Origin of the sequence: Ligilactobacillus sp. UO.C109 (assembly GCF_026847815.1) — a bacterium.
Taxonomy (GTDB): Bacteria; Bacillota; Bacilli; order Lactobacillales; family Lactobacillaceae; genus Ligilactobacillus; species Ligilactobacillus salivarius.
Genome location: NZ_JAPSFH010000027.1, coordinates 293,590 through 305,047, shown reverse-complemented (window position 1 = coordinate 305,047; position 11,458 = coordinate 293,590). Strand labels below are relative to the sequence as shown.

The 11,458-nt window shown below is 34.9% G+C and carries 12 protein-coding genes and 1 riboswitch; of the genes, 3 read left to right on the top strand and 9 right to left on the bottom strand.

Annotated elements, in window-relative coordinates; all coding sequences use genetic code 11:
• Nucleotides 1–84 precede the first annotated feature (84 nt).
• Entirely contained in the window at nucleotides 85–636 is a 552-nt protein-coding gene (locus OZJ21_RS05725) for a DUF1273 domain-containing protein (RefSeq protein WP_034998020.1), read from the bottom strand.
• A 475-nt stretch (nucleotides 637–1,111) separates the two neighbouring features.
• Here OZJ21_RS05725 and nhaC point away from each other — a divergent pair, with 475 nt between their 5' ends.
• The 3 genes from nhaC to OZJ21_RS05710 all read left to right on the top strand — a co-directional run bounded on the left by nhaC (nucleotide 1,112) and on the right by OZJ21_RS05710 (nucleotide 5,654).
• On the top strand, nucleotides 1,112–2,497 hold the full coding sequence (gene nhaC, locus OZJ21_RS05720; protein ID WP_268857563.1) for a Na+/H+ antiporter NhaC: 1,386 nt from the start codon (nucleotides 1,112–1,114) through the stop codon (nucleotides 2,495–2,497).
• A gap of 167 nt (nucleotides 2,498–2,664) precedes the next feature.
• A complete protein-coding gene (gene recU, locus OZJ21_RS05715; RefSeq protein WP_003700298.1) occupies nucleotides 2,665–3,306 on the top strand; it encodes a Holliday junction resolvase RecU in 642 nt (213 codons plus the stop codon).
• 29 nt (nucleotides 3,307–3,335) lie between these two features.
• A complete protein-coding gene (locus OZJ21_RS05710) occupies nucleotides 3,336–5,654 on the top strand; it encodes a transglycosylase domain-containing protein (protein WP_003710215.1) in 2,319 nt (772 codons plus the stop codon).
• Nucleotides 5,655–5,708: 54 nt separating this feature from the next.
• On the opposite strand, the gene xerD is transcribed toward OZJ21_RS05710, so the two are convergent.
• The 8 genes from xerD to OZJ21_RS05670 all read right to left on the bottom strand — a co-directional run bounded on the left by xerD (nucleotide 5,709) and on the right by OZJ21_RS05670 (nucleotide 11,420).
• Nucleotides 5,709–6,581, bottom strand: coding sequence for a site-specific tyrosine recombinase XerD (xerD, locus tag OZJ21_RS05705; protein ID WP_003706337.1), 873 nt, complete (start codon nucleotides 6,579–6,581; stop codon nucleotides 5,709–5,711).
• A 27-nt stretch (nucleotides 6,582–6,608) separates the two neighbouring features.
• The gene (locus OZJ21_RS05700) at nucleotides 6,609–7,475 is read right to left on the bottom strand and encodes a CvfB family protein (protein WP_003706339.1); all 867 of its coding nucleotides are present in this window, start codon (nucleotides 7,473–7,475) and stop codon (nucleotides 6,609–6,611) included.
• Between the two features lie 14 nt (nucleotides 7,476–7,489).
• Nucleotides 7,490–7,951 (bottom strand): DUF441 domain-containing protein, encoded by a 462-nt coding sequence (locus OZJ21_RS05695; protein ID WP_003700305.1) that lies wholly within the window; start codon nucleotides 7,949–7,951, stop codon nucleotides 7,490–7,492.
• A gap of 126 nt (nucleotides 7,952–8,077) precedes the next feature.
• Nucleotides 8,078–8,674, bottom strand: a complete 597-nt coding sequence (locus OZJ21_RS05690; protein ID WP_069469241.1) for an ECF transporter S component — start codon at nucleotides 8,672–8,674, stop codon at nucleotides 8,078–8,080.
• A gap of 110 nt (nucleotides 8,675–8,784) precedes the next feature.
• Nucleotides 8,785–8,911, bottom strand: a riboswitch (FMN riboswitch).
• Nucleotides 8,912–8,977: 66 nt separating this feature from the next.
• A complete protein-coding gene (locus OZJ21_RS05685) occupies nucleotides 8,978–9,706 on the bottom strand; it encodes a pseudouridine synthase (protein ID WP_003700309.1) in 729 nt (242 codons plus the stop codon).
• Complete coding sequence (scpB, locus tag OZJ21_RS05680; RefSeq protein ID WP_003707691.1) at nucleotides 9,706–10,296, bottom strand: SMC-Scp complex subunit ScpB; 591 nt, start codon at nucleotides 10,294–10,296, stop codon at nucleotides 9,706–9,708. The genes OZJ21_RS05685 and scpB overlap by 1 nt, the downstream gene beginning before the upstream one ends.
• A complete protein-coding gene (locus OZJ21_RS05675) occupies nucleotides 10,286–11,071 on the bottom strand; it encodes a segregation and condensation protein A (protein WP_003706344.1) in 786 nt (261 codons plus the stop codon). Before OZJ21_RS05675 ends, scpB begins: the two co-directional genes overlap by 11 nt.
• On the bottom strand, nucleotides 11,055–11,420 hold the full coding sequence (locus OZJ21_RS05670) for a reductase (protein WP_003700315.1): 366 nt from the start codon (nucleotides 11,418–11,420) through the stop codon (nucleotides 11,055–11,057). Before OZJ21_RS05670 ends, OZJ21_RS05675 begins: the two co-directional genes overlap by 17 nt.
• Nucleotides 11,421–11,458: the final 38 nt, after the last annotated feature.

Genomic DNA, 11,458 nt, shown 5'->3' with positions numbered 1-11,458 from the left:
TATTTTAACTGTATATCCTCTTGAAATATTATTATTTGAGATTATACTACACAAAAACCGAACTAACAAGGGCGATTTTCGTTTTTAAAAACTATGCTTTTCTTGATACATTTCCGCAAATTCTTGGAGCTGATACATATCTACTAAATCGTATGGATAATCTTCTTGTTCGCCATACTTCTTTATCATTTCATAGTCGTACTTTGTCTTACCTTCATGTTCAGGATCATAGATTAACATCGCCTGATCCGTATGATCTAACATAAAGTTTTGATAATTTTTAAGTTGCATCGGACTCTTATATTTTTCCTTACTAACTTCTCCTACAAAATCTGCCAGTGAACAACGTATTGAAAAACTTTCCTGATTAGCTTCATTCCAATTTCCAGCAAATTCACTGTAAGGCATCATGATAGCTAACTTAAGTTCCGGATATTCTTTTTTCATTTCTGCTACTACTTCGCAAGTCCACTGTTCAATTCCCATTTGTGCTCCAGTGATAACCCATTCTAAACCCTCATCAATTTTTTCAAGGATCTTCTTTTGTAATGCATATTTGATCACTTCTACCTTTTTATCTTTTGAATTGAAAACTCCCAACTCATAACTCCGATAACCTGTTACCCATAAATTCATATTTTCACCTCACAATTAATTATTTTACCAGTTCAAATATACTCTACAATATAGTTATTTACATTAAATGACTAGCAGTTAGTTTTAAATAATTTTGAATTTTAACAAATAAATGTGTTGACAAATGTTTTTACATGCATTAACCTAAGTTATAAATTAAAGATCTCTAATAATTCTAATGGAACCCAGTAGTTAGATACTCCCTGGCTAAGAGAGTTAACGGTAGCTGCAAGTTAAACCATAGTATTCTAATGAATTACAACCATCAAAATTAGAATTGCGTTTGCTTACGATACAGCAATTGAGATGCAAGTTATTGCATAAATACTGGGTGGTACCACGAGAATTTCGTCCCACGGCTGATTAGTCAGTCGTGGGGCTTTTTGTTTAAAAGGAGTGATGATGTATGGATTATTATTATCAATATTTTTTCAGTGACGATTAATATTTTATTATAAGAAATGGAGAAATTATTATGAAGAAATTAATTAAGAAAAGTGAACCTATTTTAGGCTTAGGGGAAAGTATTATTGTTTTAGCTATTATTCTAGGAATTTTAGGTTTCCTAATTATTGGACAACATCAAGAACCACAAGCACCATTATTAATCGCTTTTGTTGTTTTAATGGTTTACGGTCGCTTACGTGGATTCACTTGGGACACGATCATTGACGGTATGCGTACTGGTTTACGTGCTGGGGTTGATCCACTTGTAATTTTCTTAACAATTGGTGTTTTAATTGCTACTTGGATTTTCTCAGGAACCATTCCTACTGTTATGTTTTGGGGATTTAAAATTATTTCTATTCAATTTTTCCTCCCTACTGTCTTCTTAGTTTGTACCTTGGTCGGAATTGCTTGTGGTAGTTCATTTACCAGTGTTTCTACTATGGGAATTGCCTTTATCGGTATTGGTACAACTTTACATTTTAGTCCTGGCCTAACAGCTAGTGCAATTGTTTCTGGAGCATTCTGTGGTTCTAACATTTCACCATTGTCTGGAACAACCAACTTAGCTGCTAGCACCGGAGAAATTGACATCTACACTCATATCAAGTCACTTCTTTGGACTGATTTACCAGCTTGGTTTATCTCATTAATATTCTTCACACTTATGGGATTACATCCAAAACCAGCTAGTTTACACACTATCAATGTTATGCTTGATCAATTACAAAATAACTTCTGGATTTCACCATGGACCATGTTACCTGTTATCTTGTTGATCATCTTAGCTATCTTTAAAGTTCCTGCAATTCCTTCATTAGGACTAGGTGCTTTATCTGCTGTTATTCTAGGCTGGATTCATAATCCAAATATCTCCATTAATTCTATTACTGAATTGATCATGAATGGATTCGTTGCTCATACACCTAACAAAAATATCAACCTTCTTCTTTCAAAAGGTGGTATTAGTAGTATGCTTACTTCACTTGCATTAATTATTTTTGCCCTAGCTTTGGGTGGACTTTTAATCAAATTCAACATCATTGGTGTGATTATCACTAAGATTGAAGAATCTGTCAAAGGTATCGTTGGTTTAACTATTTCTGCTGCTTTAACTTGTATCGGTGTTAACCTTTTAGTTGGTGAACATTACCTTGCAATTATTTTACCAGGTGAATCCTTCAAAGAAGCTTTTGATCACCACAATTTACCTAGAACAGCTCTTACTCGTGTCCTCAATGATGCCGGTGCTGCAATTAATGCTGTCGTTCCTTGGAGTGTTAGTGGTGTATTTATCGCTGGCACCCTACGCGTTAATCCACTAGACTTTATTCCATTTGCAATCTTCCCATTCTTAGTTACAGTTCTTTGCATCTTAGCGGGATTTGTAAATGTTATAAAGAAAAAAGCTTAATAAATATTATTCATGAGATAGGTCTTATAATGGGCCTATCTTTTTTACATTTATAGTAATAAATATCCCTCTATGTTAAACGTTTGTTACAACTAAGTTACACATAATTATTTTGCTAATACATGGCGGGCTTGGTATAATTAGTTGGATAGGAGCGTGATGAATTAATGGTTTTCCATTATCCGAATGGTCGTGCTTACGACTATCATAAAAATGAAAATCATCCTAGTTTAGTTAATAAGGTAAATCATCGCAGCATCAATCACAATCGTTCTAAGACAATTTATGGAAATCGTGGAATGTCACTTGAAGAAGAAATCAATGAAAGTAATCAATATTATTTGAGTCAAGGGATTGCTGTCATTCATAAGAAACCGATACCAATCCAAATCGTTAGTGTTGATTATCCTAAGAGAAGCGCCGCTGTTATTAAAGAAGCCTACTTTAAGCAAGCTTCGACAACAGACTACAACGGTGTTTATAAGGGTAAATATCTCGACTTTGAAGCTAAAGAAACAACTAATATTTCCTCTTTTCCTTTACGCAACTTTCATGCACATCAGGTTGAACACATGAGAGCCTGCCAGAAGCAAGGAGGAATTTGTTTTACTATTGTTAAGTTTACTAAGACTGACGAGTTATTTATTTTACCTGCTGATTTACTTTTTAAGTACTGGGATGAACAAGATAAGTCACGTAAATCAATTCCTAAAGCAGAAATTGAACAGCTTGGATATAAATTGAATTACTCAATTTCTCCAAGAATTCCCTTCTTGAAGGGGGTAGACTTATTAATTGCTAATTCATAATTCATTAAACTTTATTAAAGGAGATAAAAATGGATAGTAATGAAAATTCTAGACTTTCTCGTGTGGCAAAACGTCGCGAAGAAGAAAGTCGAAATAACCCTCGCAAGCCTAATAAAAATAGTGGCTTAGTCAAAAAGATTATTTTAGGCGCTTTAACAGCACTTTTGGCACTTTTTGTTATTGGAGCTACGGTATTTTTCGTTTATGCTAAAAATGCCCCTGAGCTTTCAGAAAACAAACTTACAAGTGCCGGTAATTCCGTTATCTACGACGCTAATGGTGATAAGATAACTTCACTTGGAAATGAGAATCGTACTTACATAAAGACGGAAGACATTCCTCAACAATTGAAGGATGCTGTTGTTTCCATTGAAGATAGACGTTTCTATAAGCATCACGGTGTTGATCCTGTTCGTATCGTGTCTGCTGCCCTTTCAAACGTCACTGGTTCTTCCGCCGGTCTACAAGGTGGTAGTACTTTAGATCAACAGTTAATCAAGCTTTCTTTCTTCTCAACTAAGAAGTCAGATCAAACGCTCAAGCGTAAGTCACAAGAAGCTTGGTTAGCGATGCAATTGGACAAAGAATATTCCAAGGAACAAATTTTGACTTTCTACATTAACAAAGTTTTCATGGGATATGGCACTTATGGTATGGAAACTGCAGCCAAGTATTATTATGGTAAATCATTAAAGAATCTTGATTTAGCACAAACTGCAATGATTGCAGGTATTCCTAACGCTCCTTCTACTTACAATCCATATTCGAGTCCTAAATTAGCTACTCAACGTCGTAATGATGTTTTAGATGCAATGGTAGCTAATAAAAAGATCTCACAAGCTCAAGCTAATGAAGCTAAGCAAGAGGATGTAACAGATGGTCTTGTCCAAACACATGAACAAGAAAGCACAACTTCACAAAAAGCAAAAATTTCTGACTCCTATCTAAAAGAAGTAATTGCTGAAGCTAAGGAAAAAGGCTATGATCCTTATTCTGGAAACTTAAAGATTTACACCAATTTAGATATGGATGCACAAAAGAAACTTTATAACATCGTTAATACTGACTACTATGTAGACTTCCCTAACGATACTATGCAAGTTGCGACAACAGTTGTTGATCCTAATAATGGTAAAGTTATTGCTCAGATTGGTGGACGTAAGACTGGCGATGTAACTTATGGTTTAAACCGTGCTGTTCAAACTGACCGCTCTAGTGGTTCGACAGCTAAGCCTGTTATGGATTACGCACCAGCAATTGAATATCTAGATTGGGCTACTTACCACGCTTTGAAGGATACCAAGTTCTACTATCCTGGAACATCAACTCAATTATATGACTTTGATAATCGCTACAAAGGTACAATTACCATGCGTCAAGCTTTGATTGAATCTCGAAACGTTCCTGCGATTAGAGCTCTACAAGCAGTTGGTATGACTAAAGCTAAGTCATTCTTGAGTAATCTTGGTTATGATACTAAAGGCTTGTCCTTACAAAATGGTATTGGACTTCCAGCATCAACATTACAAAATGCGGCTGCTTATGCTGCTTTTGCTAACGGTGGTACTTACTATGAACCAACTTATATTGATAAGATTGAAACTGCAGACGGTCAAGTAAATGACTACTCTAGCTCTGGTAAACGTGTAATGCAATCCTCAACTGCTTACATGATTACTGATATGTTGAAACAAGTTATCACTTCTTCTAATGGTTCTGGTACTGCAGCTAATATTTCTGGTTTATACCAAGCTGGTAAAACTGGTACAACTGCTTATCCATCTGATGTCAGTGGTCAATTCCCATCTGATGCAGCAATGGATTCTTGGTTTGATGGATATACTAAACATTATTCCATTTCTGTCTGGGTTGGATATGATCACCAGTATGAACCTGGTAATTATGTTCCGAATAACTCCAAGCTGGCACAACAGATTTATAAAGTGTTGATGACTTACCTATCCCAAGGAGTTTCAAATACCGACTGGACTAAACCAAGTAATGTTTACTCTAGAACAATTAATGGCCAACGTGAACTTTACCTAGCTGGTTCAGCTGCTCCTACAATCACTGGTAAAGGAAGTTCTTCAGGAATCAATGAATCTTCATCTAGTTCCTCAAGTTCTTCTAGTGATAAAGAATCTTCTGGCAGCACTTCTTCTAGCGATGAAAAGTCTTCTGGTAGTGATTCTAACAGTAATGCTAGCGAAAGCAGTACTTCTACTGCAAGCAGTACATCAGCTAACAGTAGTGCAACAACCACTACAGGTGGTAACAACAATACACAAAGCAATAATACTCCGGCAACACCAGCTGGAAATAATGGTGGCAATCAAGCCGGACATTAGTTAATAATAAAAACAGGATTTGAAATCTGATTTTCCAGTTTCAAATCCTGTTTTTTATGCTCTAGGATGAGCACGATTGTAAATATCCGCCAATTGCTTATTTGAAAGATGCGTATAAATCTGTGTTGTTGAAATATCTGCATGCCCTAATAGCTCTTGAACAATTCTTAAATCTGCCCCATTTTCTAAAATATGGGTCGCAAATGAATGACGTAAAGTATGTGGTGTTATATTTTTTTGAATTCCAGCTTTTCTTACTTCTGCCTTCAAATTTTTCCATACGCCCTGACGTGTTAAGTTATTTCCATGAAAGTTCAAGAATAAATAATTACTACGCTTTTGTTTCAATAATTTAGGACGTGCTTCTTCTAAATAACGATTTATCCATTTAATTGCTTCATCGCCTACCGGAACGATACGTTCTTTATGCCCCTTACCTAACGTTTGAAGTGTCCCCATTGTTAAATGCAAATCTTCAAGTTTCAAGTTGATAATTTCACTGATTCGTAGACCAGTCGCATACATCAATTCCAACATCGCCCGATCTCTTAAACCTAAAACTTGACCCGTATTAGGTGAGTGCAATAACTTTTCAACTTCTTCTTTAGTTAGCACTTGGGGTAAATGTTGTTTCTTCTTTGGTGTATCAATTAACAACATTGGGTCTTTTTCAATAATTTTTTCTTGCGCTAAATACTGAAAAAACTTTCTTAAACTGCTAACACTACGTAAAATACTGGAATTAGCTTTATTGTTATTCTTCTCAGCTTGCATATAGTTGACGATAACCTCTTTATTCACTTGCTTAAAAGATGGAATTTCATTTTCTCTTAAATACTCTAAAAATAATTTGAGATCAATTCCATAACTAGCAATTGTATTCTCCGATAAACCACGCTCAACTTTCAGATAATGCAAATAGTCCATTAAAATATTGTTAATCGCTACTCACCTCTAATTTTCATTCAAAATCAAGAATCCGTCTGCTTGCTTAACTAAACCTGCTTTCATTAAATGACCAACTGCACGCTTAAATTGACCTTTACTAATGCCGAAGTAGGCTTTGATTTCGTCTGGCGATGATTTGTCTGTAAATGGTAATTGCTTAGCCGATGTGTGTTGTAAGGCCATCAATATCATTTGTGAATCATCGCTAATTGCTTCATATGCTCGTGGACGTGTAGAGAGGTTCAATGTACCATCATCCTTTACTCCAATTACACGGGCTTTAACAACTTCACCTAAACGTGGTTCAACTTCTCGTTCAGATGGATGAATAAAGCCTAAGTAGTAGTCATCTGTTATTACAAAAGTTCCTACTAATTTCAAACGATAGACTGTAGCTGTTACATTCTTGTTTTGCATATTTTTCTTGGCCATTCCACTAATGGTTTGGAACATTTCAGGAGTAGCTAGCTTGCCCCACATCCTATCTTTAGCATCAATTGCTAGTCCAATCATCAATTTATCACCTTTTTGTGGCCATAATTGTGGTAACTCTGGTAAATCATCAATTGATACTACGATATCTTTATTAGGTAAACCTATATCAACAAATACACCTAAGTCCTTACGGCTGCTAACGACTGTTCCCCAAGCATACCTATCAACTTGAACTTTAGGAACCTTTTTAGTCAACTGTAATTGATGATTATCATTGATATAAGCAAAACCTTTCAATGATGAATTAATTTTAGGTGCTTTTAAAAGCTCATCACGTGCCATTCTAAAAGTTAAACCTTCTACTTGTGCAAAGATATATTTATCATTAAAATCTGTTACCTTCGCAATAATTTCTCTACCTAAGATATTTTTTAACATTTTTTCCTCCATAATTAGCTAAAACTCAAATTCAGCAGTGTAACTAAATAATATGTAATTCCGGCTGCAATAACTGGCCCAGCTGCTACACCCTTTAAAAATACTACTCCAATGATTGTTCCAATTACTAAAGCTACTGTTACCTGTGGAGTTGATGATAGCAAGTTAACTCCGTGTTTGGATAAAATTGCTACTAAAATTCCACAAATAACTGCAATCCAACCAGCTGGAGTTTTCATTGCGTTAATTAAGTCTTTAAATTGAATTTGTCCAGTAGCGATTGGAATTAGAATTGCAACTGAAATAACTGTTACACCCCAGTTAATACCTTTCGCTTGAATAACTGGAAATAATTTTTGCGATAAAAATGGGAATAGTTTGATTACCATTACTACTGCTCCGGCAATTAATAGCGAGGAATTCTTTCCCAGATACGCAATCAATAAAATTAGCCCTAGAAATATCCAACTTTCCAAAATATAATCACTCCGAATCTATTAGTACAACCTAGTTTACCATAAATATAAGTTTAATTATAGTTAAGGTCTATTTCCAAGTAAAAAAGTCGCTAGACAAATGCCTAACGACTCTACATTCATTTTCTAGATTGATTTTGTTTTTGTTTCAGCAAGAAATTCGTTTGCTTTGTTATCCAACCATACATGAATCTTTGCGTAAACTAGTACGAAGACTGTCCCAACAATTACACCTTTAATAAGATTAAATGGCAATACTCCATATAACACTAATTGACTTAAAGGTAAAGTTAATTTCATACCTAATACTGCCATGTATAATGGTGTAATCACTAACCAGTTACCTATAGATAACCAGAATGTCAATGAGATAGTTGATACAACAATCGCAATAATGTATCTCTTCAAGTCATGCTTTTCATGTAAGATATAATACATTGGCAAGCAAATTGTTAATGTAGCCAATAAATTAGTTCCAACTCCAATCAAACTTGCGATTGATGGACCGGTAATCAAAAAGTATAGAACTGATCTCAATACTGCGATTTCAATACCGCCACTAACACCTAATACGAAGAATCCTAATAAAATTGGAATATCCGCAAAGTCTACTTTCATATATGGCACAATTGGGATAACTGCGAATGAAATAAACATTAGTAAATATGAAATAGCGGCGAGACATGCAATTATTGCATATCTTTTAATTGAAACATTTCTCATAGTAAAACCTCCACTCGAGGTCCCTTCACAAGTACCAGAGTAATTACAAGTAAAAAGCTCTGTTGACTAAGGAATCAACAGAGCTTTGTTATTTCATTTACTTGATAATCGCTCATCTTCTTTTATCCAGACTATACTGTCGGTACTGGAATCAAACCAGTTCAACCACTACATACAATAGCAGCTCTCGGACTTTAACCGCCGGTCGGGAATTTCACCCTGCCTCTGAAGACACCTATACTTTATATTATTTTTTTCAACACCTATATAGTATCATAAATGTAAGCGGTAATCAATCTTTTTTTACTTATTATTTATAAGTTTCAAAAGTTCACGTACTTCATTATGTGAAAGTTCACGATATTCACCTGAAGTTAAACCATCAAGTGTCAATGTACCATAAGTTGTTCGTGAAAGTTTTTGGACTTTATGTCCTACTGCATCAAACATTTTCTTAACTTGATGATAACGTCCTTCATGAATTGTTAATGAAACTATTGAAGTATTCTTTTTAGCATCGCGTGATATAATTTTAGCTCTAGCACGGCTAGTAGGTTTACCATCTATAACTACTCCATTGCGTAACTTCTTAATGCTATCAGGTGTGATTAGTCCTTCAACTTTAGCAACATAAGTCTTATCTACTTTATAACGAGGGTGCATCATTTGATTAGCAAAATCACCATCATTAGTTAAGATTAGTAATCCAGAAGTATCATAATCTAATCGTCCTACTGGATACAAACGTTCAGGAACATCTTTTAGGTAGTCTGTTACAACTTCACGTCCCTTGTTATCTTTAGCTGCTGAAATAACTCCACGTGGTTTGTAAAGTAAGTAATAAACTTTCTTTTCGTCTTTCTTTAAAAGCTTACCATCTACTGAAATTGAGTCGTCACTTTCAACCTTAGTTCCCAATTCAGTTACTACAACACCATTAACCATTACACGACCTTCTTGGATTAGCTTTTCACTTGCACGACGTGAAGCTACACCAGCATTAGCCATAACTTTTTGCAATCGTTCAGCCATTATTCTTCCTCCTCATCTTCCGTTGAACCTGTCGTTTGTTCAAATAAAGTCATTAAATCCATTTCTTCATCTTCTTGTTTTTCTTCATCAAGTTCTGGAAGTTGATCTAGGCTCTCTAAACCAAAATAATCCAAAAACTTGTCAGTTGTAACGTAAAGAATTGGTCTTCCGGGAGCATCTAAACGACCATTTTCTTTAATTAACTCTAGTAGTTGTAAACGTTGAATCATTGAACTAGATTGCACACCCCGAATTTCATCAACACCAATACGAGTAATTGGTTGTTTGTAAGCAATAATTGCCAAAGTTTCCAAGGCTGCTCCAGTTAATTCTGTAATGTTATTACTATTTAGGTATTTCTTTACCAACTCAGCTAAAGCAGGTTTGGTCACCAGCTTATATCTTTCCCCTGCATGAATAAGTTGCAAACTTGAGGATCTATCTTGCTTATACTTATCTGCTAATTTATCCAACTGCTCATGTAAAGCTGGCTTTAAAATTCCTGTAATCTGAGAAAGTTCGGTTAATGTTATCCCTTCATTTCCACTAATAAATAGCAAACTCTCAATTTTTGCTTGATTAGATAGCATCTTCCTCCGCCTTTCCTTCATATGTCATTAGAATTGGTCCATTATTTTCTTCCTGACTCGCACTTACTCTACCAACTCTTACCAACTCCAATAATGCTAGAAAAGATGTAACAACTTTTTCGACTTCAACCTCACCGTCAAATTCAAACAAATCAGTAAAATTCATCGTTCCTTTGTGCATTTTGAGTGTATGTTCAATATTTTCAATCTCTTCTTTAATTGTATAACGTTCAGGAATAATTTTCCGTTTAATCTTTTTGATTTTCTTTACTTGTTTACGAGCCATCAATTTTGCGAAGGCTTTTTGTAACAAATCAATCGTTGTTCCTTCTGAAACTTCATAGGTTACATCTTCATTAATTGCCTGTTCTCTGGAAAATAATTCCATTCGTTGTTTTTCCATTACATGAAATTTAGCCGCAACTTCTTGATAAAGTTGGTGTGAAACCAATTGTTGCACTAAATCTTCACGTGGATCGACGTAATCTTCTTCAACTTGTTGCTCTTGTTCAACAGGCAGCAACATCTTACTTTTGATATTTAACAAAGTTGCAGCAATAACTAAATACTCCCCAGCAATATCTAACCTTAAATCTTGCATTTGATGAAGGTAATCTATATACTGAGAAGTTATTTCTGCAACCTGAATATCATAAATATCCATTTCATTTTGCTTGATTAAATGTAAAAGTAAATCTAAAGGACCCTCAAACTGATCCAATTTAAACGTTAAGTGCTCAGCTGTTCGTGAGTTTTTCTTATTTTCCTGAGCCATTTTTCATTTCCCACTTTGTAATTAAATTAGTTGTCTCAATGTTTCCCATGATTTTCTTTTCTGAATATAAGTTTTGGAGATCATCAAGAATCTTAAAACTTACGCCTTCATTTCTCACTGCTGGAGAAACCGTAATATGACGTACAATCACAATATCATCATTTTCTTCAATCCCAACAATCCCGACAAAATCATTGCTGTCGTCTTTCCATAGATAAAGATTGCGATTATCTTCGGCATCATACCATTTTAATTCTGATTGTAATCTGGATATATCTTTCAATTCAGCGATAAAGGACAACAATCCCATCGCGATTTTTTGATAATCCTTTTTATATTTATATAACATCGAAAACGAGTCCTCCTTTATCTTGAACTCTACACATG

Bases quoted from the DNA above. Each gene is read 5' to 3' on its own strand.
- nhaC (WP_268857563.1), top strand. From the start codon at position 1,112: ATGAAGAAATTAATTAAGAAAAGTGAACCTATTTTAGGCTTAGGGGAA.
- OZJ21_RS05700 (WP_003706339.1), bottom strand. From the start codon at position 7,475: ATGTTAAAAAATATCTTAGGTAGAGAAATTATTGCGAAGGTAACAGAT.
- OZJ21_RS05690 (WP_069469241.1), bottom strand. From the start codon at position 8,674: ATGAGAAATGTTTCAATTAAAAGATATGCAATAATTGCATGTCTCGCC.
- xerD (WP_003706337.1), bottom strand. From the start codon at position 6,581: ATGGACTATTTGCATTATCTGAAAGTTGAGCGTGGTTTATCGGAGAAT.
- OZJ21_RS05710 (WP_003710215.1), top strand. From the start codon at position 3,336: ATGGATAGTAATGAAAATTCTAGACTTTCTCGTGTGGCAAAACGTCGC.
- OZJ21_RS05670 (WP_003700315.1), bottom strand. From the start codon at position 11,420: ATGTTATATAAATATAAAAAGGATTATCAAAAAATCGCGATGGGATTG.
- recU (WP_003700298.1), top strand. From the start codon at position 2,665: ATGGTTTTCCATTATCCGAATGGTCGTGCTTACGACTATCATAAAAAT.
- OZJ21_RS05725 (WP_034998020.1), bottom strand. From the start codon at position 636: ATGAATTTATGGGTAACAGGTTATCGGAGTTATGAGTTGGGAGTTTTC.
- scpB (WP_003707691.1), bottom strand. From the start codon at position 10,296: ATGCTATCTAATCAAGCAAAAATTGAGAGTTTGCTATTTATTAGTGGA.
- OZJ21_RS05685 (WP_003700309.1), bottom strand. From the start codon at position 9,706: ATGGCTGAACGATTGCAAAAAGTTATGGCTAATGCTGGTGTAGCTTCA.
- OZJ21_RS05675 (WP_003706344.1), bottom strand. From the start codon at position 11,071: ATGGCTCAGGAAAATAAGAAAAACTCACGAACAGCTGAGCACTTAACG.